This is a genomic window from Leucobacter ruminantium (assembly GCF_017565705.1).
GTDB lineage: Bacteria > Actinomycetota > Actinomycetes > Actinomycetales > Microbacteriaceae > Leucobacter > Leucobacter ruminantium.
Window position 1 is genome coordinate 34,036 of sequence record NZ_JAGDYL010000019.1, and the last position, 24,758, is coordinate 58,793.

Here is a 24,758-nt window from a genome sequence, read left to right on the forward strand (position 1 = left end):
CGGTTGCACCCGAGGAGGGGGCGAAACGGATGCAGACATCGACTCGGAGCCGGGAGGCGACCCGTGCCAGGCGCATGCGCCCGCCGCCCGCGGCGAGATGGCGCTTCCCGCCCGCGCAGGCGATCGCCTGCCTGCTGATCCTGCTCGGCGTCTGCGTGCTCCTCTATCCCCAGACCGCCTCGTGGTTCGCGCAGCGGGAGCAGTCCCGCGCCACGGAATCAGCGCAGGAGCGGTTGGAGGCTCCCCCCGCCGACGACCCCGGCTATCGGGCCGAGCAGATCGAACTCGCACGCGAATACAACGACGCCCTGTCGAGCGGTGCGCTGCTGAAAGCGAACACGCCCGTCGCAACGGGCGAGGGAGATCTCGCGAAGGGATCCCCCGCCTACGACGAACTGCTCGACCCCACGGGGACGGGCTTCATGGGGCGGCTGCAGTACCCATCGCTCGGTATCGACCTTCCCATCTACCACGGCACCGCCGACAAGACGCTGCGCAAGGGCGTGGGGCACTTGGAGGGGACATCGCTGCCCGTCGGCGGCGCCGGCACGCGCGCCGTGCTCACGGCCCACCGCGGCCTGCCCGAATCGACGCTCTTCACCCACCTCGATCGGGCCGAGGTGGGCGACACATTCACGATCTCGGTGCTCGACGAAGTGCTCACCTACCGGATCTTCGAGAAGCAGGTGGTCGATCCGGCGGACACCGAGGAGATCCTCGCGGACCCCGATCGCGATCTCGTCACCCTCGTGACCTGCACGCCCCTCGGCATCAACAGCCACCGCATCCTCGTCACGGCCGAACGCGTCACGCCGACGCCTCCCTCGGACATCCGTGCCGCCGCGACGCACCCCGACCTCCCCGGCTTCCCCTGGTGGGCCGTCGGCGTCGGCGTCGCGGCGACGCTGCTCACCGCCTACGTCGCGTGGGCCGGGCGGGCCCGCCACACGGGCTCCGTTCAGCCCAGGCGTTCGAGCACGTAGTCGAGGCAGCCGGTGAGAGCGCGCACGTCGTCGGGGTCGATCGCGGTGAAGGTCGCGATGCGCAGCTGGTTGCGCCCGAGCTTGCGGTAGGGCTCGGTGTCGACGATGCCGCTCGCGCGCAGCGCCTGCGAGATCGCCGCGGCGTCGATCGACTCGTCGAAGTCGATCGTCACGACCACCTGCGAGCGATGATCGGGGTTCGAGACGAACGGCGTCGCCACCTCGCTCCGCTCGGCCCAGTCGTAGAGCACCCCGGACGACTCCGCGGTGCGGGCCGCCGCCCACGACAGGCCGCCCTGCCCGTTGATCCAGCGCACCTGCTCGTCCATCATGGCGATCGTGGCGAGCGCGGGCGTGTTCAGGGTCTGGTTCTTGCGGGAGTTCTCGATCGCGCCCGCGAGGTTCAGCGTCTCGGGGATGTAGCGGTCGCCCGCAGTGAGGCGTTCGATGCGCTCGATGGCCGCGGGTGAGACGAGCGCGAACCACAGGCCGCCGTCGGAGGCGAAGTTCTTCTGCGGCGAGAAGTAGTAGACGTCGACCTCGCCCGCGTCGAAGTCGATGCCGCCCGCGCTGCTCGTCGCATCGACGACGGTGAGAGATCCCTCATCGCCCGAGACGCGTCGCACAGGGGCCATCACGCCCGTCGAGGTCTCGTTCTGAGGGAACGCGTAGACGTCGACGCCGGCGATCGACGCCGGCTCGGAGCGCGAACCGGGGTCGGCCGAGCGCACGTCGGGCTGCTCGAGGAAGGGGGCCGCCCCCGCCGCCTTAGCGAACTTCGAGCCGAACTCGCCGAACGCCAGGTGCTGGCTGCGCTGGGCGATCAGAGAATGCGTCGCCGAATCCCAGAACGTCGTCGCCCCGCCGTTGGCGAGAAGCACCTCGTAGCCCTCGGGAGCGCGGAACAGCTCGGAGAGGCCTTCGCGCACGCTGCCGACCAGGTTCTTCACCGGAGCCTGCCTGTGCGAGGTTCCGAGCACCGACGGTTGCAGCGACGCGAGGAAGTCGAGTTGTTCGCCGCGCACTTTCGAGGGTCCGCAGCCGAATCGGCCGTCTGCGGGCAGGAGCTCGGAGGGGATGGTGATGTCAGCCATGCGCCGATTCTATCGGTGGCCTCCGACGTTCCCCGCGTAGGGGCGACCTCCGCGTTGCCGGTAGGCTGGGGATGGACACGCGTGTGAGGAGGACCCGATTGGCCGACCTGATCGACACCACCGAGATGTATCTCCGCACGATCCTCGAGCTCGAGGAGGAGGGGATCGTCCCCCTCCGCGCGCGCATCTCGGAGCGGCTCGGGCACTCCGGCCCCACCGTCTCGCAGACCGTGGGTCGCATGGAGCGCGACGGTCTCGTCGTCGTCACCGATGACCGTCGTCTCGAACTGACGGGGGAGGGCCGCACCAAGGCGATCCACGTGATGCGCAAGCACCGGCTCGCCGAGCGTCTGCTCGCCGACGTGATCGGTCTCGAGTGGGAGTACGTGCACGACGAGGCGTGCCGCTGGGAGCACGTGATGAGCGAGCGCGTCGAGCGCAAGCTCCTCGACATCCTCGACCGCCCAGTCGAATCGCCCTACGGAAACCCGATCCCCGGGCTCGCCGAGCTCGGCGGCGCTCGCACGGGCTCCTTCCAGAGCGGTGTCATCGCGCTCACCGAGCTGCTCTCCGAGCCCGACGTCAGCGTCACCGCCCGAATCCGGCGTCTCGCCGAGCCAGTGCAGGTCGATCCCTCGCTGCTCGGCCAGTTCGTCGCCGCCGGCATCAAGCCAGGCGCCACAGCTTCCTTCGTTCGCCGGGGCGACATCGTCCACGTCGAGGCGGAGGGAACCCGCGAAGCGCTCGACCTTCCGAGCGAGATCGCCTCGCACATATTCGTTTCGCCATAGGGCAGAGCCCGCAGGCGAGCCTCACAAGGGTCACCGCGAAACACACACCCAGCTGGAGTTGATAGACCGAGGAGTCGAACCTTGTCCCTGCCCACCCCCGAGGCGCATCTTCGCGCCGTAGCCGACACCGTCGAACACCGCAGCACCGGAGAGCCCGAGTTCCTGCAGGCCGTGCGCGAGGTGCTCGACACGTTGACGCCCGTGCTCGCAGAGCACCCCGAGTACATCGAGGCAGGCATCCTCGACCGGATCGTCGAGCCCGAGCGCCAGCTCATCTTCCGCGTTCCGTGGACCGACGACAACAACCGCGTGCAGGTCAACCGGGGCTTCCGCGTGCAGTTCAACTCGGCGCTCGGCCCCTACAAGGGCGGCCTGCGCTTCCACCCGTCGGTGAACCTCTCCGTCATCAAGTTCCTGGGCTTCGAGCAGATCTTCAAGAACGCGCTCACCTCGCAGCGCATCGGCGGCGGCAAGGGCGGCTCCGACTTCGACCCGAGCGGCAAGAGCGACGCCGAGGTCATGCGGTTCTGCCAGAGCTTCATGACCGAGCTGGTGCACCACATCGGCGAGCACACCGACATCCCCGCGGGAGACATCGGCGTCGGCGCGCGCGAGATCGGCTTCCTCTTCGGGCAGTACCGCCGCATCACCCAGCGCTACGAGGCCGGTGTGCTCACCGGCAAGGGTGTGGGCTGGGGCGGAGCCGAGGTGCGCACCGAGGCCACAGGCTACGGCGCCGTGTTCTTCGCCGACGAGATGCTGATCCGCGCCGGCGAGGGCATCGAGGGCCGCCGGGCCGTCGTCTCGGGCTCGGGCAACGTCGCCACCTACGCGATCGAGAAGATCGAGCAGCTCGGTGGCAAGGCCATCACCGCCTCGGATTCGAGCGGCTACGTCGTCGATGAGCAGGGCATCGATGTGGACCTCCTCAAGCGCATCAAGGAGGTCGAGCGCGCCCGCATCTCGGAGTACGCGGAGCGGCGCCCCGGAGCCCGCTTCGTCGAGGGCGGTCGTGTCTGGGACGTGCGCGGAGAGCTCGCCTTCCCGTGCGCGACGCAGAACGAGCTGAACGCCGACGACGCCAGGAAGCTGATCGCGAACGGCGTGCGCGCCGTGGCGGAGGGCGCGAACATGCCGACCACGCCCGAAGCGGTGGAGCTGTTCCAGGAGGCAGGCGTGCTGTTCGCGCCGGGCAAGGCCGCGAACGCGGGCGGCGTCGCGACCTCGGCGCTCGAGATGAGCCAGAACGCGGCCCGCTCCCGCTGGGACCGCGACAAGAGCGAGTCGCGCCTGCACGACATCATGCGCGACGTGCACGCGGCGACCTACGCGGCGTCGGAGCGCTACGGCCGCCCGGGCGACTACGTGCTGGGCGCCAACTCGGCGGCCTTCGTGACCGTCGCGCAGGCGATGCTGGAGCAGGGCGTCATCTGATCCACCGCTCGGGCGCGCAGGGCCCCGACCCCCGATCGAGGGGTCGGGGCCCTGCGTCTTCCGGGCCTTCAAAGAACGGACGAACTCGCTCGACATCGAGAGAAACGCTGTGCTCAAACGGGCCGGCGATCCGCGAAAACACGCCAAGTTTCAAGTGAGGTTGAAGCTTTCGTGACCTCGGCGTGACATTATCGTGATCTTCGGTTACCCTTGAACGGTCGCGGCTCGCCAGAGCCGTTCCTCTGGTACGGAGATCGTTCAACGTAAGGCAGAAGAAACTCGTGACTCATACCCCCAGCAACGCAGTAGCGCTCGCCGCCCCGGCGACGAAGCAGTCCTTCTCGAAGGGCAAGCGCGTCGCCCAGATGGCAGGAGCCGCAGCGCTCAGCTTCGGCATGATCGGCACGTTCGCTCTGCCCGCATACGCGACCAGCTCCGAGGTCGATCCCTCGATGATCGACGGCTTCGCCAACGTGCAGAACCTCGAGGCTCCGGCCGTCGAAGACGCCGTCGTGCCGCTCAACGCGCCGACCGGTCAGGTCGATGAGGCCGTCGTCGCGGCCGAGCGCAAGGCCGAGGCAGAGGAGGCGGCCAAGAAGGCTGCGGCCGACGCAGCTGCCGCGGGCGGTAACGGAACCGCCGCCAAGGGCTACTCGGGCGCCGACGTCCCCGCGGGCGCCGGCGCGCAGGGCATCGTGAACGCCGCACTCGCTCAGCTCGGTGTGATGCAGGACTGCACGGCGCTCGTCGAGAAGTCGCTGCGCGCCATCGGCGTTCCGGCGGGCGACCTCGGCACGCAGGTCGGTGAGTACACCGCCCTCGGCGGTGCGCTGGTCACGAGCGGTGACTACGCTCCCGGCGACATCCTCATCTGGTCGGGACGCCACGTGGCGGTCTACATCGGCAACGGCCAGGCGGTGCACGGTGGCTACGGCGGCAACCAGACCGTCGTCGCGGGCGCGTTCATCGACGGCGCCCCCAGCGGCGTCGTGCGCTTCGGCTGAGTCGACTCGGTCGCACAGACTTCGAACGGGCGGGGCTTCGGCTCCGCCCGTTCTGTCATCTGCGGGCTGCTAGACTCGCAGAGGCCCCGAACAGTGGCCGCGCCTTGGTAGCTCAGTGGATAGAGCACCGCTCTCCTAAAGCGGGTGTCGGAGGTTCGATTCCTCTCCAGGGCACCAACCAGTCAAGCCGCCTACTCGCCTAGAAAACATTGGCGAGTAGGCGGCTTCTCTGTTGCCCCAGGGATGGTGTTTGCCCACATTTTGCCCACAGGTGTGGCGGGGGTTGCCTGTCTCGCCGCTGCTACGGCGAGAGCACCGCGGGTAGGCTCTGTGTCATGCTGACTGCCACTATCCGCAAGGTCGAGACCGTCACGATTGAGGTGTCGGGTGAAGGCCTCCCGGAGGTGAGGGAAAAGCTCGCAGAGAAGTGCCCGGAGGGTTTCGAGCTCATCCACGCTCCTGTCACGATGCAGAAGGGCTCAACCGCGATCACCGCGACCGCGACATATGCGCGCCGCGACGGCCTACGAGAGATCACCGGCAGAACCGTAGAAGAACTCCGCGCCGCCGTCCCGGACGGATGGCAGATGCTCTACTACCTGCACGACTGACCGTGCCTGACCTGATCCTCGGCGGCCCCTGCCCCGCGTGCGGACGGGGCACGCTCGTGTGGTGGGAGGCGTGGTGGGAGTGCTCACGCTGCGACCAGGCCGTACTCCCGGCGGCCGAGATTGTCAGAGGCGAGGCGTACCATCTCGCGCATGCCACGCCAGTACGGACCTATCATCCAGATCGAGACCGACACGTGGATCGTGATGCGTGAGGTGCTGAGCTCACCGAAGGGCATCATCCACAGAGTCACCGACGTCTCCGGGGCCGAGCGCTTCCTCCTGATGCGCTGGACCGCCGCCCCGGCCGACCGTCGTCTCGTGGGGATCTACGAAACCATCGAAGCAGCGGCTCAGGCAGTGCCCGGGCCAACGACACGCGTCCCCGGCCCGCCAGGTGGTTCTCCCGCAGATGCAGCCGCCGACATGCGCCGGCGGGGCGTGACCGGTACCGGCTTCCCCGGGTAACTCCTCGAAGCGCTAGTCACAGGCTTCGCACGGACGTACGATGCAGGCATGTGCGCGACCTACGGCCTAACCCCATCCGGTGAGAAGATCATGCTGCCCGGCGGCCTCGAACCCTACTCCGAGAAAGTCGACGACCACGTCGTGGCGGAGTGGATGCGGACACGTGGCGGCACAGCGAAGATCACCGGGAAGAACGCCCTGAACATGAACCCGATCATCCGCGCCGGCGACGACGGTGTGGAGGTGCTGCTGGCGTGGTGGTGGCTCTGGCTCGACTCATCAGGGCCCGTGAAGTTCAGTGCGTTCAACTCGCGTGACGACAAGCTGCTGCGCTCCTGGCGCAAGCCATTCCAGCACCGCGCGCTCTTGCCAGCGTCCTGGTATATCGAGAAGAAGGGGCGTTTCCGCCTCCCCGGCGAGGAGGTCTTCGGGATCGCGGCCGTCACATCAACCGTCACCCGCGACGACGGGACCGACCTCGTCACCTACTCCATGGTCACCCGCGACGCACCCACCGGCAGCGAAGCCGCCGACTACTGGGGACGCATGCCACTCGTGCTCCCCACCGACATGCACGACGAGTGGCTGGACCCCGAGCGACCCGGCGATGCCGACCTCGTGGCCGAGGTGCAGCACGCGTCAGAGGAGCTCTCGAATTCCCTGACGACCGCGTGATTGTCGCTGGGGCTCCGCAAACGATGCCCCAGCGACAAGGGAGATACTTACGTTGCGAGTTCCATATCGCACGCAAAGCGATGGATCTGCCAAATCCTCACGATCGCGGTGAGGAGGTTCTGGACGAACCGTGCGGCGACCATCCACCGCGACTGCTTCTTGGGCGGTCCGCTGAGCAGCGGCACCTCCGTGTTGGCGACGTACATCCTGGGGTCCAATCTCCGCGCACTTAAGGGAATGCCGTGTCCGTGCACATAGGCTGCGCGGCTGTTGTACTCTCGGAGGACGGACCTTCAAAACCGTTCTTCGAGTCGGACTCGACTCGAGGGAGACGCCCCTTCACATCCGGTGCAGGGGCGTTTTCTCTCGGTGCCGCTGGATTGCGGACCATCGCTCTCTCTCAATCCAGTAATACCTCATCCGCCCCTACGAAAATACAGCGATGTAGTTCGTTGCCGTGGGTGTGACCTGACCTGTGAATATCGTTTCGCGTGATCACGCCTCTTCGGACACTTATCCACAGCCAATCTGCGTGGATTTATCCACAGGGATGCGAAGGTGACTTATCCACAGGAAGCATGAAGAACGCCCCCGCACCCAAGCTCACAGGAACAGGGGTGCGGGGGCGCAATGCGTATGGAAAATGGAAAGCGGCACTTTCCATTCGTTTTCTTTCGGTCAGGTGCGGGGAACGTTCGGGAGGGTGACCACGAGGCCGAACGCGGACGAGAGCAGCGTGACCGCGGCCGTGACGAACGCGACCGCACGGGTCGGGATGTCGGTCCCCGCGGCGAGTTCGGGGAAGAACGCGAACAGCAGCGTCGCGAGGCCCGCCGCAAGGCTCACGAGGTACAGGGCGACGCCAACACGGCGGCGCACCGCAGGATCGGGGATCACCACGTTCGGGGTGATCTCTTCAGGTGCAGCATGGGTCATGGCTTCTCCTTGCGAGGGTTGAGGGTCTGCTCGATGTCGGTGACGCGCTCAGACAGTTCGCTGTCGCCGTCCTCCATGAGCTTCTGCAGACCGGCGATCTGCTCAGACTGGGTGTCGAGCTTCGCCGACTGATCGGCTAGCTCTTCGGCCTGCCGGATCTGCTCAGCCTCCACACGGCGTAGCGCGTCGTTCATGGAGGTTCCGGTGTTGGGGCGCACCTCGTGGTGGATCTCGTCGAGGAGGCGCATCTTCGCGGGCAGATCCGCAAGCGCGTCGATCGTCGCGACGAACCGGCGCACGAGCGGCCATACTTTCACGATGAGGATGATGAGCGCGACGACCGCGCCCACCAGGAGCACAAGCTGAACTGCCGTGAGATCGCCGAGCAGTCGCGCGAGCTGATCTTCTGTCATTCGCGCCTTCTTCCGTAGAGCAGGTGCCCGACACCGAGCACGATGCTGGCGGCGATGAGTGCGAGGCCGAGACCGCAGAGGATGATCGCGGCGGCGCTCACGAGTGGCGACGCTTCAGGTCGTCCCAGAACGACTGCACCACCTTCATGGCGTTGCCGCGCTGGGAGGCGAGCTGGTTGGCGGAGTCCTGCCCGGTGAACTCGATCCACGACCCCTTCACGCCGGGGGTGAGGATCGCGTAGCGGACGGTGCCGGAGTCGGCGCAGTAGATGTACATGGAGTCTCCTTCGATGTTGCGGCGGCGCACGAGGCTCGCCAGCTTCTGGGATGCGGTGAGGGACGGTGACCGCGACGCGTCGACGCCACCAGTGGCGAGCGCCTTAGGGCGCAGGTAGCCGATCACGCCGGAGACGACGAGGTCGGCGATCTGAACGGCGCCCGGGTTCTGGGTGAGGCAGCGCAGCATCCGGCCGCCGTGGGTGACATCGAGCACGGTCGCGACGTGGGAGAGCGGGTACCAGGCGGATCCGTACTCCCAGAACGCCACGTCCCCAGCGCGGGGGCTGGCGTTGGCGGGGAGGATGTCGAACCAGCGGTCGAGGCCGCTCCTCGCGGCGTTGTGGTAGACGTTGCACGCCCACCCCGAATGCGGGGCTGCACCGCCGGCGTTGGTGTACGTCGGACCCGTCGGTACGCCGAGAAAGGTGGTCGCGTAGTGGGACCACTGATCCCAGCACTGCGCACCGAAACTCCGGTCGACGTCGATGTACCGGCCGCGCACCGATGCGATGTAGGCGGCGAGATTCGGAGTCGCCATCGGCGACCACCTCCTAGAAATGAGTGAGCCCCGCTTACTCGGCGGGGCTGGTTAGACACGGAACTCGAAGTTCCATACGGCGCGGGCGTTCGCAGCGGGTGCGGACCACAGGATCAGGCTCCCGGCAGTGGTGATCTGCCCGAAGCCGATGAACGCGCCGCCACCCTGCGAGACCGCGCACGGCCCCTCCCACGCGCCGGCCGGGCGGAACAGCGTCGGGAGCTTCCCGAGCTCGACACCGGTTTCCAACACGGATCCTCCGTTGCGGCGGATCGCGATCGCGCCGCGCACGAACCCGTCCGTTCGGCGCTGCACCCACGACGACGTCGTGTCGAGCGTGTACCCCGAACGCACGGTCACCGCTGACAGCAGCATCGCCACCTCGGTTGGCACCTCGTACGTGCCGATCCGGACCCGAGTTACTGCAAGGTTCGATTCGGTACCGTCCGAATACAGCTGCCCGATGATGCCGCCTGCGAGGTTGGTGACGTTGACCGAAGCTCCCGTCATCTCGGCGCGCAGTCCCGTCTCTTGGGTGGCGAACCGTCCGTTGAGGTAGTTGTCCTCCCCGTCGAGACGTCCCGTGCGGGCTCCGATCGTGGAGAACAGCTCGAAGCCACCCTCTTCGGTCAGCCGCCATCCCTTCTGGGGCTGCACTTTCGCGAACAGCGCCGACGTCATGCTGAGCTGGAACCACGCACGACGGATGATCTCCGGGTCGGCGATCGCGCCGTCGTTCCAGTTCGCCGGGGTGTACCCGTAGGGCAGCTCCCGCTCCTCGGCGCTCGCGGTCCACGTGCTGTCGAGCACGCCGTTGTCGTAGACACGGGCGTAGCTGCCGATGTCGAGAAGGCGTTCTGCGCCACCTCCGGCGGCGGTGTAGGTCGCCCTCACCCGGAACCGAACATTGCCGGTGAACGTGGCATCCCACCAGTCATTGACCTGGCCCGCACGCTTCTCGGTATCCGTCACAGCCCGGCTCCACAGCACCGCCGAGGTCGCCGCGTTAATGACCTCGATGTACAGCGATACGAGATCAAGCTGCGTCGACTGAATCGGGGTGAATCCGATGCGTGCGTTCCACCGCTCACCGGAGGCGACCGCGAACGTGCCCGAGTTCGTCAGATACGTAGTCTTCGCGGTGCCAGCCGTCGGCGTGAACCCAGGCGTCTTCCACGTCGGATCGAACTTCCCGGCACCGATGTACGGGGACGGTGCCGTCGGAAACGCGTACCAGTTATTCATGCTACGGTTGGCTGGCACCCACCCGAAGTTTGAGAACAGGATGGTGCCGGTTCCCCGGGTCCCGGTCTTCAGGTTCAGACGTGCCGTGCCGTTACCCTGATGCCACCGATTAATTGTGAGCGTGTCGGTGACTTTCCACGGGTACGACTGAGACCAGGTGATCGTATCAACATGCGTTTTCGGTGCGTCACCGAGATGCCCCGACGCGACCCACGCTGTGTTGATGCCCGACTGGAATGTCGGATCGTTGAGGACGTTGGAGCCCGAGCCGAGCTTGTCGGACGACGCGATCACCGGGGCCTCGATATAGCCGCCGTAGAACTGCATCGCGTGGACCTCGAGGCCGTTGAGCACGCCGACTGCGAGCTTCGGCGTCGTGATCGTCCCGTCCTTGAGCTGGATCGCACCGTCCTCGCCCGGGATCAGGATCTCGTCCGCGAGGTACTGGGCGTGCACCCACTGGGTGCCGTTCCAGACGCGCACTTCGCGCGGGGTGCCCTCGACTTCCACTACCCACTCCGCGCCGACTTCCCAGCCACTCTCGGGGGGTGTGGGCTCGGTCTCGGAGTAGGTGCGGACTCGGCCGAGCACGGTGCGCTCCACGGAGGCCGCGGCCTCGAGCGCCGCATCGGCATCGGCCTGCGCCTGCACCGCGCGAGTGTGCGCCGACTCTGCGGTCTCCATCGTGAGCGCCTTCTCCGTGCCCGTCGGCCGGTTTGCCTCACGACTGCTGCGGCGCACAGCCCGAATCGCATCAGCGATCGCTTCTTCCTGTCGTCGGTACCTGACCGCCACGCGGTCCTCCCTTCCTACACGAGCGTGATCTGCGCCCACCCCGGATCAGACGACTTCCGGCCTACAGAGAGGACACGCACCGGATAGTCGCCATCGGGGAGATCCCAGTGCCTCCGAGCGGACAGCACACCCTGGTCGCCATGCCGGACGCCGTAGGCGACGTGAGCGCGCACTTCGAAGCTGATCCGATCCGGACGGCCACCGAGAGCTCCGTCGGCCCACTTCTGCAGCGTCGATTGAACCGCCACCGTGGAGTGCGACGAATCCCACAATTCGGCCCGCGGATACCCCTGAGCGAGGGGGCCATGATCCTGCCCGCGCGCGAACATCACCGAGTCATCATCCTTGCCGCCCGAGAACACCGAGTCAGTGATGAGCGGGGTCGGGTCCGGGTCACGTTCATATCCGCGAACATCGGGTTGTGCGCCGCCGAGGTTCCACACCCACTCCGACTGACCCGATACGATCCGGCTCGCGTCCGTACCCGTGACGAGATGTACGCTGATGCGGTCGAGCTCATCGCAGACGGTCTGAAAGTCGTACTCGACACCGTCTGACAGGTCTGCCAACTGATCGAGCGCCTCGAGCAGTTGCTTACCCTCGACTGCCTGATATCGATTCCGCTCGTGCACGCCGGCACGGTCGGGCTCGTAGACGATCGGGAGATCTCCGCCCGGCCACTTCGTGGACTCCTGCACCAGGCGCTTCATGATCGTCCCGTAGGAGAGCCCTTCGAGAGCGTGGTCGTAGGCGCCGGTCGGTTTGCGGTCGGCACCGATGAGCGGCCATCCCGGGTAGAGGCGGACTTGTCGCCACTCCAGCAGGCGCTCCCACCCCCGGCACGTCACCTTGTAGGTGTGGCGTCCGTCGGGGTCCTCCTGCGGCGCGGGCGACACGATCGGTCCCGCCGCGGCGACCCTGCGGACGCCCTCCACGGACTCGTCGATCAGGGCGATCGAGTGCCGGTCCCTGGTGAGGAGATCGCGCAGGTCCAGCGACTTCGATCGCTTCGTGTACGCCGGGACCGTGACACTCAGCTTGTCCGGTGCGAGAATCCCGGTGTCGTAGTCCCAGGCGGTCGTTTCGAGGTCGATGATGGGGTTGCCGGTGCGCGTCTCATACAGCAGGGCACGCATCACAGCACCGCGAGATAGCGGGTATGGAACGATAACTTGCGGTTCCCGGCGGGCGGGTTCCAGACGTAGATGCCGCCGTTCGCGCGGACCTCTCCGAACACGGGGCCGGCGGCGCCGCCCTGAGAGGCGCCGCCGACGAACTCGGTGGTCGCGGCCGGCCGGAACCCCAGCGGCATCGTCGCGATCCACAGGTTCGTTCCCATCGCGGCGGGCGAGATCAGCTCGACGTAGACGTCGACCATGCCCGACGGATCACGCTCGATGCGCGTCTGCGCCGAGACGGTCACCCCGGCAGCAACGGTCGTGATCTTCCCCTGCACGCGATCGGCGAACTGGTACTCTTTCGTCACCCGGTCCGGGAGCACCATCCCGTCGCCCGCGTTGACGCGAACCTTCAGCACCTTCGCGAGCGTCCCAACAGGCGGCTCCACGGGGGATGCTGCCGGGGTGCCGCGCACCACCGAGAGCTCGGCTGCGATCGGATCCCAGCACACCAGATCGAGACGGGCCTGCCCCGCCGGAATGTTGCCCGTCGCGGGGAGGATATCCAGTTGCTCAGCAGCCGATACCCCCGATAGCTGCAGCGCGCCCGCGACCTGGTGGGCGTAGATGAACGGGCCGACCTCGACCTTCCACGACGCCGGCACCGCGGTGGCAGCAGGGCCTGGGCTCATCATCCCCACCCTGGGCTGCCCGGATGCTTCCCGCACCACGAGCCCCGACAGGGCAAGGCCGACGTTCGCGGCGTCGATGTCGTCCGCGTTGCGCGGGAACGGCTTGAACGTGGTCATCTCACCACACCCCAATCTGATATTCGACGGTCATCACCAGATCCGGCGATGGCCCAGATGCCACGAAGAAGAACTCCGCCGTCCCGCCGGCAGGGATCTCGTGCCAGTCACGGCGCACCGCATAGCGAGTCACGTCAGCCCCGTTCAGCCAGACGCGCCGATCCCTGTTGTCGATCACGAGTTCCCCGCTGAACGAGCCGACTTCGACACGGCGCGGGCCACCATGCACGACGAGCGCCGATGCAGCACCCACCACCCGCACCACAGGGAAGACAGGAGCAGTGCCCTCGTTCACGATCAGCACTGACGGCTGGATCGACGTCCCGAAGTTCCACGGGAACGCCTTTGGGAGACGGAGCCCGCCCTCGCGCACCGGGAGCCCAACAGGCCCCAGAGCCACGGGATCCCGGTATCGGATCGGATCCGGCGCGATCAGGTCCAACGCGAACGGCACCCGCGGCCGATTCCATGCCTCCGCGGGTGTGGCCATCTCCACCTCGACCATCCGTGTCCACTCACCCGTGGAATCGCAGACGCGCAGTTCGACCGTCCGCCCACCGATGGCAGCCTCGAGCTCATCGAGCATGAGCGCCGCATCGTAGGCGGTCGCCCCGATAGCGGCTCCGCGCAGCTCCATCGAGCGGCCCTCGCGGAGCACAACCTCGCGAGCGTAATCTCCGTTTCCGTCCGGAATCGCGTCACTCTCACCCCGCGCGCCGGGCAGGCCGCGCCACCCAATCAGGCGCGACAACATCAGTCCCGAGAACGGGTCCGGCCCGGCGGGGGCGCCATGCAGACGCACCCCGCCGAGCTCAGCCCAGCTATATAGCTCCAAGGATCTCCTCCACTCCTCGACCGATCGCACGTCCGACGCGGCGCGGATCCCGCTCGAGCATCTTCACCGCGACGGGCGCCTGCACCGTCACACCCCCGAGGCCAGCCGCTCCGCCGCCGCGCTTGGCGCTCACTGCGTCGAACGTGACGTCCATGGCAGCGGCAACTCTCGCGCGAAGTGCTCGCTCCTGGCCACTGGGGAACGCGCTGACTACTTGATCTGCGAGGCGCTCGCTCGACGCTCCTACCTTCGTACGCTGGCTGTCCAGCCCGAGGACGAGGCCTTCGCCGGTCCACACGCCGAGCTGTCGGAACACCTTCGACGGGGAAGCGATCCCGAGGAACGACTTCACCCTGTCGACCATGGAGCTACCGAGATTCTCGACAGCACGTATCGCGCTCGACACCATCTCGTTCACACCGTTGATGAGACCTTGAACGATATCCCGGCCAACGGAGTACAGCCACGAGCCTGCACCGCTCAGAGCGGAGAGGATTTGACCGGGCAGACCAGCTACGAAACTCACTGCCGTGTTGACACCTGACTGGAAGGCGCCGGCGACGCTCTGCCAGATCGACCGCGCGGCACCGAGAAATTGGTCGAGCCCCTGACGCGCCAGATCCATGTTGCCCGTGATCAGGCCAACGATGAACTGCAGCGCGCCGCCGAGCGCGAGGCCGATCTGCGCCCAGATATCCGCGAAGAACTGGCGAACGGACTCGAGCCCGAGTTGCACCTCGACCCACTTCTCCGACAGCCACGCGACCACCGGGCCGACCGTTTCCGTGACCACAGCCGAGAAATCGTTGAACCAGATGATCAGGTTCGAGATCGCGTCGAGCACTGACCCCGACGATCCGGAGATCCCGGCCAGCTCCTCCGCGGTTTCGGAGAGCGTGGAGTCGCCGGACAGCCACCCCAGCAGGGCCCCGACCTGCTCGCCCCACACGCCCCACGCGTCCGCCACGTCCATGAGAAACGGGGTGATCGTCTCGAGCGCGTCGACGATGATCGGGAGCACGTCGGTGCCCATCTCGATCAGTTTCGGCAGATTCTCCGCGACAGCATTCGCAAGCTCGATCAGGGACGGTGCGGCCTCCTTCACCGCATCGCCGAGTTCAGGACCGACCTGGTCGATAACCTCGTTCAGTACGGGCACGAGCTCGTCGTTCGCGATCTTCGCGAGCTCCGTCAGTGTCGGCATGAGCGACGTGCCGAGCTTCGCCTGCGCGTTCTCCCACTCTGCGGTGAGGCGCTGCTGCTGACCTGCGAGCGTGTCCGACTCGCGGGCGAAAGTGCCAGAGGCGTCCGCGGTTTGCTCGTAGATCATCGCGAGCGTCTCGTTGGCCTCGGCCGCCTTTAGTGCGTCGCCCTCAAGCTCGCTCAGGCCCTTCGCAGCGAGACGAGCGTTGATGTCCGCCTGCTTGATCGAGACGCCGTAGCGCTCGATTGGGTCTCGCTCCCCGCGCAGCGCTGACGACAGGGCGTCGACAGCATCAGAGGTTGGTCCTCCGAACTGGGCGGAGAGGTCAGCACCGAGCGAGATGAGATTGCCGGTCTGCGCGACGACGTCGGACATGGGGAGACCCATGTTCTTGAGCTGCGCCCCGACGACAGTCGCGAACTCCTGGTACTTGACCTGCGAGAGGCCCACCGACTGGGCCGACTCGGCCGACCACGCCTTGATGGTCTCCGCGTTCTCCTTGAAGATCGCGTCGACGGCGCCCATCGACTGCTCAAGACTCGACGCGGCGCTGACCGACTCCTGAACATAGGAGATGACCGAAGAGACAGCCGTGTCGATGACGTTGCTGATCATCGACCCGATACCGAGCGCCGCAACGGCGGCAAGGATCGCGGGGGCGGCCTTACCGATTCCGGCAGCGATGCCACCCGAGAACTTCTTACCCCCGGAATCGCCGACAGAGCCGAGTTCAGTCCCTGCCCGGTCCGCAGATCGGGTGAGGTCTCCGAAGCCGCCCTGCGCGTCGTTGGCGGCGTTCTCGACCTGCTTCAACTCGCGCTCTGCCTTGTCGGTCGCTTCCGCGAGCCGATCCTGTGCAGAGCTGAGCTTGTCCGTTGCGGACTTCGTGTCCTCCTGCCTGGCCGCGAGAGTGCGCTGCGCCGCCTGCAGCCGCTCCTCGGCACGAACCACCTGCGACGAGTCGGCCGCGTACTTCTTGCGGGTCTCCGCGAGCTGCGCCTCCGCAACACGCACCTTGCCGGCCGCGTCCTGCTCCTTGAGGCGCGCCTGCGACACCTCGCGGGCAGCCTTCGCGACATCCGAGCGCATGCTCTTCGTGAGCTGCTCGACCGTCTTCTTCGTCTCCCCGCCGAATGCGGAGTGAAAGCCCTTGCCCGAGTCAGTGCCGGCCTTGGTGCCGGCCGACGCGAACCCCTTCTCAAAGGCGCCCTTGGCCTCCTTCGTGGCGGAATCCACCTCGGAGGTGACCGCGCGTCGGAACCCCTTGATCGTGGGGACGATTGCGACTTCGCCAACACCGACCTGAGTAGCCATCGCGCGGTCTCCTCTCAGTCGTCGAGTGGGAACGGGGCGGTCGCGCGCGCATACTCGACGAGGTCGTCGCGCTCCTCTGGGGTCACGTCAGCGTTGGCGGCCTCGCGCTCCGGGAACGGGCCCGGCAGTTCGACGGCGTCAACGCCTTCCGGGCGATAGAGATTGATCACGCGCTGGGCGTGCAAGATCGACGCGATCTCCCCGTAGGTGGTCGGGGCGGACATGCCGTGGAGCGCTGACCAGTAGTGCGAACCCGGATGGTTGCCGAGCTCGTCGATCAGGTCGATTGCCTCCGGCCAGGGGATGCCTTCCCCGATGGAGGAGAGGGGCACCCCGAACTCGTGCCGGAAATCGAATGTGAGCTCGGCGCGATAGGTCTTTACCGTCGCGGCGAGCGACGCAATTTTCCCAGCGACACCTGTGTGCGCTGCTTCCACGCACGGAAGAACAGGAGCGAGACGGCGATCGCGTCGGCCATATCGATGCCCTTGAGCGTCTCCACGAGGTCGGCGTCGCCGATGATCTCGAGCAGCACGAGGAGCTGGTCGAGCTCGTCGGCGTCTGCAGTGGTTCGGGCCTTCAGATCCTGAATCTGGTTGTACGAGAGCTTGAGCGGGAGCCGGAGCTCTCCGGGGTCGTCGAGGCGCACGATCAGCGTCGACCCTGCGATGAAGCAGGGGAAGCGGTCGTCGCTGTCGTCCTCGACGACAGGGATCTCGTACTGGTCGACGTCGAGGAGCTCGTCCTCGGTGGCCTCGGCTGTCTCGTCGATGATTTCGGGTGCGGGGTTCTCAGTCATGATGGGGTTCCTCTGGTTGGTGGGTGGTGGTGGGTTGGGGAGTAGCCGGGGCAGCGCACCCACCGAGCGCTGCCCCGGGGCCTGTTACGGAGTGACCGGCACCGGCGGGATGATCCACTGCCGGTAGTGCTTCATGCCGAGCTGCGAGGCGCGGTCGACCTTGAAGGTCACGGCCTGGCCCTGCACGCTGCCGCGCTCGGACTTGTCGAGCTTCACGGTCTGGACGCCGACGTTCGGCATCAGGCGACGTCGAATCCAGCCCGACTTGAAGACCTCGTGAGAGAAGAGGCCGACGCGCTTCCCATTCGATGCCTCCTCGATGTCGGTCGACCCGAACGAGTCCGGCGCGACGCCGTAGAGGAGTTCCTGGTTCTTCGCCTTGTGCTCGGCGAGGGTCGTAGCGATCGACACGTTCGCGAGGCCGGTGGGCTCGCTGTAGCCTTCCTGCCAGAACTCGATCGCGTCGCCGTTCGCCTCGCCGGTCCAGTCGAAACCGCCGTCCTGCTTGATGAGTCCGACCTTCGACCATGCGGGGTCCAGGACGAGGCTGAGGCTCGCGCCCTCCTCAGGGGTGAGGATGGATGCGAGCGGGAGCGGCGCCCACGCGAGAAACCCGGTTACCGGAATCCCGATGAGACCGATGTCGTTGCCTTCGGCATCTGCTGCCATGGTTCTTCTCCTTCAATGAGAAAGCCCCCGGCAGCGCCAGGGGCAACGGATGAATGGTGGTGGGTCTAGAGCGGTTGCGAGACGACTGCGAGCGAGCACGTCATGTACCGCTGCTCGTAGGCCGAGTCCTCCTCGACCGGGTATGGTCCGTGAAAGTCGAGCACCGCGGCAACAGGGTTCCCCGGCTCCACTCGCGGCGTGGCCTTCACGATTGCTTTCACGAGCTTCGCGAGACGGATCGCCGGGCCCGGGTTGTCCTGAGAGCCCGCGAGGCACACAATCCCGACTCCGGCGTCGCCGAGACTGAGGTCGATGTCGTTGATGCCGTCGTCTCGGACGATCACCTGCCAAGCCGGGGGAGTAGCGGCGGGGCTCGCCGCTGGCGGCGTCCACCGACGGTTCGAGACGTGCCCGCGAGCGGCCGGGAACTCGGCGCCTGCGAGCGCTGCAATCCGAGTCCGAATCTCGCCCGTGAGGAAGAGTTCGACATCCGGGTCGAGTAGTTCACCGGCCACGACGCGACCCCCGTAAGGCACGAGCGAGGTTCCCCGTCTTGGACTCGACGATCAGAGACTTCGGATCGGTCGCCTGCACTAGGCCGATGTACCGCTCCTGCATCTTGCTCGTCTCCTTGATCCCGTTCTTGTAGTCGCCTTCACCGACTGGGGCTGTGGCGCGAGCACGGGCTGCGACCCGTCCACGCGTCTCATCCACAATGGGTCGGGCTGCGACCTTCACGAGCCAGTCGTAGAAGCTGTCGTTGTGCTGCATCAACCACTCACTCTCGTCAGCGGGATCTCCCGGATCGGCTGCCACCCCGTCCACGGGTTGACGTCGGCGGTCGGCATCCCGTCGATCTGATAGGTGACGCCCTGCGCGCGGATCCGATCCTGCGCCTGCACGTCCGCATGCGGGTCGTCCAGATACAGGCTCTTCTCCTCGAGCAGCTCGTTCCGTGCGGCATCGCGACGCGCTGACGTCGACGACGACGCAACGTAGGCGCCCTCGAGGTCGAGCTCGTCCGGGTCGTCCCAGTCGCCGAGTGTCACCGTCCCCGAGTAGGGGTCCAGCACCTCGGCGCGGCGGAGGCGCACGACCTGCTCACCATTCGGGAAGCTCATCGGGCACCTCCGGACGGTATCGGTTACCGAAACGCTGCGCGTCGGGGGCGGGCGTCCGATGAGACCGGATCGACCCAGCCCCGATGACGTCGTCGAGCTGTTCGAGCTCCTCAGGCAGGAACCAGGCCGACAGCAGGAAGCGCGGGTCACGCTTGATCGACGCGGGTCCGACCCGCTCCTCAATCGCTCCACCGCGGGGACGCTCGAGGCGTCGGATGATCGCGTCCGCTGCGGCCGATACGAACACCGGCTCGAGTTCAGCCGTGATTGCGTCGCCGTAGCGAGCGTTCAGCAGCGGACCGAGCACGGTGATCCACGCGTCCACCTTCGTGCTCTGGTCAGTCCGGAGCGTCGGGAGGAACGGATCCAGCTTCGCTCTTGTGAGGTCCATGATGTCCGTCCCTCCCGTCTGCTACTCGGCGGCCGCGATCTGCGGCTCGTGCGTGGCGGGCTCGCCGTCGGCGGGCTCCTCCTCGGGAGACGTGGCGGCTTCGATGGCGGCGAGGATCTCGTCCTTCTTCGAGGCAGAGCCGAGGTCGATGTCGTGCTCAGCGGCGTATGACTTGAGCTCGTCCACCTTCCACGACTTCGACGGGGCGGTTACCTCTTCGGCGGGCTCGCCGTCGGCGGGCTCCCAACCGAGCGCGAGGTACCCCTCGGCGATGTTCTCCGGCACGTCCACGACGCGCCCCTGCGGGTGCTGAAGCTTCACGGTGTTCTCCTCTCTCAGGCGGTCGGGGTAACGGCGGCGACCGGGTTCGCCGAGGTTCCGTTCGCGGTGATGGTGTTGCCCAGCGCGTAGGCATAGCGAGCCTTGAAGCGCAGGGCGACCATGTCGCGCTCGGCGAGGTTGATCGTCGAGGCGCCGTTCGTGATCGTGGCCTGGTCGAGGAACTTCACCGCGATGTCCTGACGGAGGCCGATCTTCACGCGCGAGCGGTCGGCGACGATTGCGGTCGCCTGCGCCGCATCCCACGCCCCGTTCTTCACGAACGACGCGTCGAGGCCTGCGATCTGGTCCGAGAACGAGCCGTTGTCGCCGAGAGTGCGGGACAGTACCGCGGTACCATCCGTCGCACGGAGGTTCGCGAGGCGGAAACGCAGGCCCGACGCCGACAGGACCGTGGTCGGATCCGCGCCAGAGTCGGCGACGGCACCCGCGGCCTGGAAGATGGACCCTGCGAGGTCGTCCTCGCCCGGCGTCGCGGAGATCTGAAACACGTTGCCCGCGGCGACCGCGGCCGGCAGGAGCGCCGGATCGGTCCACGTCGCAGGCTTGTTCGTGCCGAAGATCACGGCCTGGTCGAGTACCTTGCCGATCGCCTGCCCACCGAGCTGCGTGATCGCCTGCAGGCCGTCCTCGGTCATGTCCTCGAGCACGTCCTCATGGACGGGGATGATCACAGCGATCTCCTCGACCACGAACTTCTTGTTGCCCCAAGTGGCCTCGCTCGTGGGCTTGATGCCGGTCGCGTCCGGGAGCTCCGACACCCATGACGCCGCCGGGAGCGCGGTGAGAACGGGTGCGTTCGTGGTCTTCGTGCCGAGAGGCACGGTCCCGAACGCCTGGATCGCCGCCGAGCCCTCGTTCGAGCTCGCGGCGTCGAGGAACACATTCGAGTACTCCTCCTGGATGAGGGTCGCAACGTCGTTGCGCGAGATATCAGCCATGAAATGGCCCCTTTCAATGCGAAAAGCCGCCCAAAGGACGGCTCAGATGATGATGATGGTGAGGTTCAGGAGGACTTCCGCGCAGCCCCGAGCTGCCGCAGAGCAGCCGCGGCACGGCCCTTCTTCGGCTCCGACTCCTGCCGCTCGCCCGGCTTCGGACGAGGACGCGTCGCGGGACGAGCGCTTCCGGCCTTCACGAGATACGGCTTGTCGAACGCGAGCTTCTCCACGGCGGCCTTGATCGCCTCGGTGTCGGGCTCGTCGTCCTTCACGGGCAGCTTCTCGGCGTCGATGACGGCGAGCGCGTCCGAGGGGTCGTTGAACCCGAGCGTCGCGGCGATTGCCTTGACCTCGGTGGACACGAGCTTCGAGAGGAACCGCTGCGCGACCGCGCTCTCGGTGTCGGCCTTCGTCTTGTCGAGCGCCTTCTGGTGCTCGTCCTTCTGAGACTCGAGGTACGCGTCGTGCTCGGCGGCCTTCTTCTTGAGGTCGTCGTAGTCGGCGAACTTCGAGCGCTCGCGTGCGAGACGCGACTCGACGATGCGGTCGAGGTCTGCCTGCGTTGCCGGGGGCGTGTAATCCGACTTGCCGCCATCGGCCGGCTCGGTGCCGGTCGGGTTCTCGTTCGCGGGCTGGTTCTCGAGCGACATGATGGGTAGTTCTCCTTCGCCGGCATGTTCGAGCAGGTGCCGTTTCCTGCGTCCCCGCGGGTGCGGGTGGGGTCATTCAGGGAGCCGCAGCGCCACCGGCGTGGCACCGGTGAACTGCAGCCCGGGGAGGCCGACGCGCTGTGCCGCATCGCCCGGCGAGACGCCGGCGCGGATGAGCGAGCCGAGAGCGTCGGCCTGGTCTTTCGTGGCGCCGGTCAGCTCACTGGCTGGCTGGCTGGCTGGCTGGCTGGCTGGGCGAGGATGCCTCAAGCGCGAGCCTCGCCCGACGATCCAACGCGATCCCCGCCGACTCAAGCGCGTCCTGCCGCGACCACCCCGGAAGCATCTGGAACAGGCGTCCGAGATCCGCGCCGACGACGTCGAGCTTCGAGATCGCATCAGACACCTGCGCGAGCGACCACGACTGCACGTTCGCCCACGACACCGCATCCGTCAACGCGCTCGCCGCCGCGTCGTCGCCGAGGATCCTTGCTCCAGTGCGCAGCGCGAGCTCGTAGCCCTCGCCGAGCGCCGCTCGCCGGTCGCCGATGTTCCGGTGATACCCGGACTCCGCCGCCGCGATGCCTTCCGCGGACATGTTGACCACCGCGCCGAGCAGGTAGTGCGGCGGCACCTGCAGCACCGCGGCGAGATGCTTCACGTGCGCTTCGAGCGCCGCGACCATCTTCGTGGGATCCGCGGCCTCGAAGGTGCCGAACCTGACGGCCTCGCCTTCCGCGCCGGGGGCATGGATGAGCGAATCGACCGCGACACGGACCTCACCGAGGGTTCCGCCGGCGCCCCACTTCTGCGGGAATGCGCCGTAACGCTGGATCATCTGCAGCGCGAACGTGGCGTCCACGATGCGCTTGTAGATCGGGATCCCCGGCTCTACTGACGACAGCGGCTCACCTTCGGATGCGAGCGTGTTCGAGATCCGCACAACCGGCGTGAAGCCGAGATTGTGAGGGGACTCATCCACGTTCTGCGGGCGTGCGGGCGACCCGTCGAATCGGTACGAGGCCTCGCCGTCGAAGGCGTACCACTGGGACTCCCAGAACTTCGGCCCCGACTTCGTCGCCCCGATCCGGTACAGCACGAACTCGGGGAACTCATCCCACGGGTCCGTGTAGATCGCGTAGGTGTTGTGCGCGCTCATCGGCCGCATCACCACGCCGCCATCAGCGGCCGGGAGCAGCATCAGGAAGCTCTTACCGAGCCCCACCGCTTCCTTCGTGGAGACGCCCTGACGGCCGTCCATGCCGTTCGCGCGCCACACGCGCGCCCAGACGTCCTCGTTCTCGTAGCCGTTGATAATGCAGCCCTGCGCGATTGCGTCGCGCGAGAACCCAAGCCAGGGGCCGCCGGACTTGTTCAGCAGATCCCGATACTCGGCGTCCGCGCCCTCCGGCATCCACGTCTTCAGCACCTTCCCGTCGATGTGACGCTGCAGCAGGCGGAGGCGCATCCACTCCTGGCGGGCATCCTTCATCGCCTCGGCGCACTTCTCACCGAGCTCGACATCATTGAGCATCAGGCGTACCCCCTCACCACGGCTGGCTCCCGCTTCGGGGAGGCTTCGGACTTGATCACGCCCCACACCGCCCACGTGACGGACTGAGCGTGCGAGATTGGTTTCGTCGGATCGGACGGCTCCCACGTGAACCCGGCCCGCCCGATCGCGCGAGTCGTGGCGAGTTCGAGCGACTTCGTCACCTCGACCTGATCTCGGTGCAACACCAAGCCGTCGTTCGACAGCTCGATAAAGATCGAGTGCGCCGCGGCGATCTCGTCGAGAGCCATCGGGAGGTACTTCACGCCGACGCGGTCAAGATCCGAGAGGATCATCGCCGCATTCTTCGGATCGACGACAACGAGCGCGTTCCCGAGCTCGGCCTTCAACGCCTTCACCTCGTCGGCCACCCACCGCACCTTGCGGTCCGTCTTGTGGTGCTCGACCGCGATGTGATCCTCGTCGAACCGGATTGCCTTCGAGATCGTCGCGTAACCGCCGCCGCGGCCGAGCGCGATGGCGATGACTCCGCCGTCGCCCTGCACTGGGTAGTCGCCGGCGACGCGCTTCCATACCGCGAGGTCGAGTTCCGACAGCCTTTCGGCTTCTTCCTCGCGGCGGTTCGGCCAGATCGAGAACCGGAGCCGCTTCACCGCTTCCGGGTCGAGCCGCGAGATCTCGTCCTCGATGGTCTCCCGGGTGAGGCCGGGGCGCAGGCCGAGTCCGGGGTTCCCGGCGCGCCACACCTGCGGGTCGCGGATGTTGATCTTCGCCGCGACGTCGGGATCGTGCGAGCCTTTCGGATTGAACTCAGCCCACCCGGTGCGGGGATCAGTGCCGGACCGGCCGCGGTCGCGCACGCCCTCCCAGTACTCGGCGTTGTTGAGCTCATCGGGCACGGTTCCGGTGAAGAGCACCTGCGTGTTGTCCACCGCCGACATCGTCGGCAGCAGCGCATCCATAGCGGCCTGCGGCGTCTCCTGCGCCTCATCGACGACGAGCACGTCGACCGTGAAACCGACACCCGCGTTCCGCGAGCGCGCCATGAACATCAGCCGGTTCCCGTTCGCAAGCTCGAAGCCTCGCCACTGGTTGTTGTCCTTGATGCCGCGCTCGCCGCCGAGCAGCTCACCCATCAGCAGCGGAGAGGCCGTGATGACACGCTTCAAGCGCCGGAACGCCTCGACCGCGGTCTTCACCTCGTGCGCGGAGTGCAGGATCGTCTTCGGCTCCCCGTCGGCCTTCGGCCACAGGAAGAGGTGCGCAAGCTCGTACGGCAGGATGATGTTCCCCTTGCCGTTCTGCCGGCTGACGAGCACCCCGAACTCGGTGCACACCCACCGCTCGGAACCATCGATCGAGAGGATCGCGTCGAGCGTGAGCTCCTGCCACGGATCCTCACGCAGACCGGCCACGGCAGCGAGGTCGAGGGCCTCGCCGACGCGTGAGCCGGCGCGCTCAGGGATGCGGAGGAGGCTAGGCTCCTGCAGCCCGAGCAGCTTCCCGCTTCTCCCGCTCTGCTCTGGCAGCAGCAAGCTGGTCGCCAAGGGTGACTCCCTTCGTCGACTGCCCGTTGCCCTGGATCTCCGCGATCTCGCGCAGAATCTCCCGCTGCTCCCGCATCTGCAGATACGCACGCGCCGGATCCGACACCTTCAACGCCGCCACGAGCTCGCGCGACTGCTCGAGCATGTCCCGCAGCGTCTCCAACCGAGAGACGTGCCCCTCATCGGTGCGGGGAACCGGAGGAACTGCAGCGGCGGCCTTCGCTGCCTCGCGCTCCACCTGCTTC

Annotated in this window: 29 protein-coding genes and 1 tRNA gene; 8 read left to right on the forward strand and 22 right to left on the reverse strand. The window is 66.9% G+C overall.

Annotated elements, in window-relative coordinates; genetic code table 11:
- The first annotated feature begins 29 nt into the window (after positions 1-29).
- On the forward strand, positions 30-983 hold the full coding sequence (locus J4H91_RS10910; protein WP_208046290.1) for a class C sortase: 954 nt from the start codon (positions 30-32) through the stop codon (positions 981-983).
- On the opposite strand, the gene serC is transcribed toward J4H91_RS10910, so the two are convergent.
- Positions 959-2,077 carry a phosphoserine transaminase gene (serC, locus tag J4H91_RS10915; protein ID WP_208046291.1) on the reverse strand — a complete coding sequence of 373 codons (1,119 nt, stop codon included), beginning with the start codon at positions 2,075-2,077 and terminating at the stop codon, positions 959-961. The genes J4H91_RS10910 and serC overlap by 25 nt on opposite strands.
- A 98-nt stretch (positions 2,078-2,175) precedes the next feature.
- Here serC and J4H91_RS10920 point away from each other — a divergent pair, with 98 nt between their 5' ends.
- From J4H91_RS10920 to J4H91_RS10950, 7 genes are all read left to right on the forward strand, one after another.
- Positions 2,176-2,868, forward strand: coding sequence for an iron-dependent transcriptional repressor DtxR (locus tag J4H91_RS10920; protein WP_208046292.1), 693 nt, complete (start codon positions 2,176-2,178; stop codon positions 2,866-2,868).
- Positions 2,869-2,949: 81 nt separating this feature from the next.
- Positions 2,950-4,302 (forward strand): NADP-specific glutamate dehydrogenase, encoded by a 1,353-nt coding sequence (gdhA, locus tag J4H91_RS10925; protein ID WP_208046293.1) that lies wholly within the window; start codon positions 2,950-2,952, stop codon positions 4,300-4,302.
- Between the two features lie 281 nt (positions 4,303-4,583).
- Positions 4,584-5,306, forward strand: coding sequence for an NlpC/P60 family protein (locus J4H91_RS15915; protein WP_208046294.1), 723 nt, complete (start codon positions 4,584-4,586; stop codon positions 5,304-5,306).
- Positions 5,307-5,407: 101 nt separating this feature from the next.
- A tRNA-Arg gene (locus J4H91_RS10935) sits at positions 5,408-5,483 on the forward strand.
- 158 nt (positions 5,484-5,641) lie between these two features.
- Positions 5,642-5,917, forward strand: a complete 276-nt coding sequence (locus J4H91_RS10940; RefSeq protein ID WP_208046295.1) for a hypothetical protein — start codon at positions 5,642-5,644, stop codon at positions 5,915-5,917.
- A gap of 150 nt (positions 5,918-6,067) precedes the next feature.
- Entirely contained in the window at positions 6,068-6,382 is a 315-nt protein-coding gene (locus tag J4H91_RS10945) for a hypothetical protein (RefSeq protein WP_208046296.1), read from the forward strand.
- A 48-nt stretch (positions 6,383-6,430) separates the two neighbouring features.
- Complete coding sequence (locus J4H91_RS10950; RefSeq protein ID WP_208046297.1) at positions 6,431-7,057, forward strand: SOS response-associated peptidase family protein; 627 nt, start codon at positions 6,431-6,433, stop codon at positions 7,055-7,057.
- A gap of 678 nt (positions 7,058-7,735) precedes the next feature.
- On the opposite strand, the gene J4H91_RS10955 is transcribed toward J4H91_RS10950, so the two are convergent.
- From J4H91_RS10955 to J4H91_RS11055, 21 genes are all read right to left on the reverse strand, one after another.
- Positions 7,736-7,993: a hypothetical protein gene (locus J4H91_RS10955; RefSeq protein WP_208046298.1), complete on the reverse strand. Its 258-nt coding sequence runs from the start codon at positions 7,991-7,993 to the stop codon at positions 7,736-7,738.
- Positions 7,990-8,406, reverse strand: coding sequence for a hypothetical protein (locus J4H91_RS10960; RefSeq protein ID WP_208046299.1), 417 nt, complete (start codon positions 8,404-8,406; stop codon positions 7,990-7,992). The genes J4H91_RS10955 and J4H91_RS10960 overlap by 4 nt, the downstream gene beginning before the upstream one ends.
- Before the next feature lie 97 nt (positions 8,407-8,503).
- Entirely contained in the window at positions 8,504-9,223 is a 720-nt protein-coding gene (locus J4H91_RS10965; protein WP_208046300.1) for a CHAP domain-containing protein, read from the reverse strand.
- A 51-nt stretch (positions 9,224-9,274) separates the two neighbouring features.
- Complete coding sequence (locus J4H91_RS10970; protein ID WP_208046301.1) at positions 9,275-11,071, reverse strand: hypothetical protein; 1,797 nt, start codon at positions 11,069-11,071, stop codon at positions 9,275-9,277.
- Between the two features lie 206 nt (positions 11,072-11,277).
- Positions 11,278-12,399, reverse strand: coding sequence for a hypothetical protein (locus tag J4H91_RS10975; protein WP_208046302.1), 1,122 nt, complete (start codon positions 12,397-12,399; stop codon positions 11,278-11,280).
- Complete coding sequence (locus J4H91_RS10980) at positions 12,399-13,190, reverse strand: hypothetical protein (RefSeq protein WP_208046303.1); 792 nt, start codon at positions 13,188-13,190, stop codon at positions 12,399-12,401. The genes J4H91_RS10975 and J4H91_RS10980 overlap by 1 nt, the downstream gene beginning before the upstream one ends.
- A 1-nt stretch (position 13,191) precedes the next feature.
- Complete coding sequence (locus tag J4H91_RS10985; RefSeq protein ID WP_208046304.1) at positions 13,192-14,025, reverse strand: hypothetical protein; 834 nt, start codon at positions 14,023-14,025, stop codon at positions 13,192-13,194.
- Positions 14,012-16,543 (reverse strand): phage tail protein, encoded by a 2,532-nt coding sequence (locus J4H91_RS10990; protein ID WP_208046305.1) that lies wholly within the window; start codon positions 16,541-16,543, stop codon positions 14,012-14,014. Before J4H91_RS10990 ends, J4H91_RS10985 begins: the two co-directional genes overlap by 14 nt.
- Before the next feature lie 14 nt (positions 16,544-16,557).
- Complete coding sequence (locus tag J4H91_RS10995; RefSeq protein WP_208046306.1) at positions 16,558-16,980, reverse strand: hypothetical protein; 423 nt, start codon at positions 16,978-16,980, stop codon at positions 16,558-16,560.
- The gene (locus tag J4H91_RS11000) at positions 16,923-17,342 is read right to left on the reverse strand and encodes a hypothetical protein (RefSeq protein WP_208046307.1); all 420 of its coding nucleotides are present in this window, start codon (positions 17,340-17,342) and stop codon (positions 16,923-16,925) included. Before J4H91_RS11000 ends, J4H91_RS10995 begins: the two co-directional genes overlap by 58 nt.
- 84 nt (positions 17,343-17,426) lie before the next feature.
- Positions 17,427-18,011, reverse strand: a complete 585-nt coding sequence (locus J4H91_RS11005) for a hypothetical protein (RefSeq protein WP_208046308.1) — start codon at positions 18,009-18,011, stop codon at positions 17,427-17,429.
- A 65-nt stretch (positions 18,012-18,076) separates the two neighbouring features.
- Complete coding sequence (locus J4H91_RS11010; protein WP_208046309.1) at positions 18,077-18,526, reverse strand: hypothetical protein; 450 nt, start codon at positions 18,524-18,526, stop codon at positions 18,077-18,079.
- A complete protein-coding gene (locus J4H91_RS11015; protein ID WP_208046310.1) occupies positions 18,516-18,785 on the reverse strand; it encodes a hypothetical protein in 270 nt (89 codons plus the stop codon). Before J4H91_RS11015 ends, J4H91_RS11010 begins: the two co-directional genes overlap by 11 nt.
- Positions 18,782-19,132 (reverse strand): hypothetical protein, encoded by a 351-nt coding sequence (locus J4H91_RS11020; RefSeq protein ID WP_208046311.1) that lies wholly within the window; start codon positions 19,130-19,132, stop codon positions 18,782-18,784. Before J4H91_RS11020 ends, J4H91_RS11015 begins: the two co-directional genes overlap by 4 nt.
- Complete coding sequence (locus J4H91_RS11025) at positions 19,113-19,523, reverse strand: hypothetical protein (RefSeq protein ID WP_208046312.1); 411 nt, start codon at positions 19,521-19,523, stop codon at positions 19,113-19,115. The genes J4H91_RS11020 and J4H91_RS11025 overlap by 20 nt, the downstream gene beginning before the upstream one ends.
- 21 nt (positions 19,524-19,544) lie before the next feature.
- Entirely contained in the window at positions 19,545-19,844 is a 300-nt protein-coding gene (locus tag J4H91_RS11030) for a hypothetical protein (protein ID WP_208046313.1), read from the reverse strand.
- 14 nt (positions 19,845-19,858) lie between these two features.
- Positions 19,859-20,803 carry a phage major capsid protein gene (locus J4H91_RS11035; RefSeq protein ID WP_208046314.1) on the reverse strand — a complete coding sequence of 315 codons (945 nt, stop codon included), beginning with the start codon at positions 20,801-20,803 and terminating at the stop codon, positions 19,859-19,861.
- A 65-nt stretch (positions 20,804-20,868) separates the two neighbouring features.
- Entirely contained in the window at positions 20,869-21,453 is a 585-nt protein-coding gene (locus J4H91_RS11040) for a hypothetical protein (RefSeq protein WP_208046315.1), read from the reverse strand.
- 220 nt (positions 21,454-21,673) lie between these two features.
- The gene (locus tag J4H91_RS11045; protein ID WP_208046316.1) at positions 21,674-22,987 is read right to left on the reverse strand and encodes a phage portal protein; all 1,314 of its coding nucleotides are present in this window, start codon (positions 22,985-22,987) and stop codon (positions 21,674-21,676) included.
- On the reverse strand, positions 22,987-24,513 hold the full coding sequence (locus J4H91_RS11050; RefSeq protein ID WP_208046317.1) for a hypothetical protein: 1,527 nt from the start codon (positions 24,511-24,513) through the stop codon (positions 22,987-22,989). Before J4H91_RS11050 ends, J4H91_RS11045 begins: the two co-directional genes overlap by 1 nt.
- The gene (locus tag J4H91_RS11055) at positions 24,443-24,751 is read right to left on the reverse strand and encodes a hypothetical protein (protein ID WP_208046318.1); all 309 of its coding nucleotides are present in this window, start codon (positions 24,749-24,751) and stop codon (positions 24,443-24,445) included. Before J4H91_RS11055 ends, J4H91_RS11050 begins: the two co-directional genes overlap by 71 nt.
- Positions 24,752-24,758 lie beyond the last annotated feature (7 nt).

Coding starts and splice junctions, on each gene's coding strand:
- J4H91_RS10960 (WP_208046299.1), bottom strand. CDS start 8,406: ATGACAGAAGATCAGCTCGCGCGACTGCTCGGCGATCTCACGGCAGTT.
- J4H91_RS10965 (WP_208046300.1), bottom strand. CDS start 9,223: ATGGCGACTCCGAATCTCGCCGCCTACATCGCATCGGTGCGCGGCCGG.
- serC (WP_208046291.1), bottom strand. CDS start 2,077: ATGGCTGACATCACCATCCCCTCCGAGCTCCTGCCCGCAGACGGCCGA.
- J4H91_RS10945 (WP_208046296.1), top strand. CDS start 6,068: ATGCCACGCCAGTACGGACCTATCATCCAGATCGAGACCGACACGTGG.
- J4H91_RS10980 (WP_208046303.1), bottom strand. CDS start 13,190: ATGACCACGTTCAAGCCGTTCCCGCGCAACGCGGACGACATCGACGCC.
- J4H91_RS10975 (WP_208046302.1), bottom strand. CDS start 12,399: ATGCGTGCCCTGCTGTATGAGACGCGCACCGGCAACCCCATCATCGAC.
- J4H91_RS10940 (WP_208046295.1), top strand. CDS start 5,642: ATGCTGACTGCCACTATCCGCAAGGTCGAGACCGTCACGATTGAGGTG.
- J4H91_RS11000 (WP_208046307.1), bottom strand. CDS start 17,342: ATGACTGAGAACCCCGCACCCGAAATCATCGACGAGACAGCCGAGGCC.
- J4H91_RS11035 (WP_208046314.1), bottom strand. CDS start 20,803: ATGGCTGATATCTCGCGCAACGACGTTGCGACCCTCATCCAGGAGGAG.
- J4H91_RS11025 (WP_208046312.1), bottom strand. CDS start 19,523: ATGGACCTCACAAGAGCGAAGCTGGATCCGTTCCTCCCGACGCTCCGG.
- J4H91_RS10990 (WP_208046305.1), bottom strand. CDS start 16,543: ATGGCTACTCAGGTCGGTGTTGGCGAAGTCGCAATCGTCCCCACGATC.
- J4H91_RS11020 (WP_208046311.1), bottom strand. CDS start 19,132: ATGAGCTTCCCGAATGGTGAGCAGGTCGTGCGCCTCCGCCGCGCCGAG.
- J4H91_RS11040 (WP_208046315.1), bottom strand. CDS start 21,453: ATGTCGCTCGAGAACCAGCCCGCGAACGAGAACCCGACCGGCACCGAG.
- J4H91_RS10910 (WP_208046290.1), top strand. CDS start 30: ATGCAGACATCGACTCGGAGCCGGGAGGCGACCCGTGCCAGGCGCATG.
- J4H91_RS10955 (WP_208046298.1), bottom strand. CDS start 7,993: ATGACCCATGCTGCACCTGAAGAGATCACCCCGAACGTGGTGATCCCC.
- J4H91_RS11045 (WP_208046316.1), bottom strand. CDS start 22,987: ATGCTCAATGATGTCGAGCTCGGTGAGAAGTGCGCCGAGGCGATGAAG.
- J4H91_RS10950 (WP_208046297.1), top strand. CDS start 6,431: ATGTGCGCGACCTACGGCCTAACCCCATCCGGTGAGAAGATCATGCTG.
- J4H91_RS11005 (WP_208046308.1), bottom strand. CDS start 18,011: ATGGCAGCAGATGCCGAAGGCAACGACATCGGTCTCATCGGGATTCCG.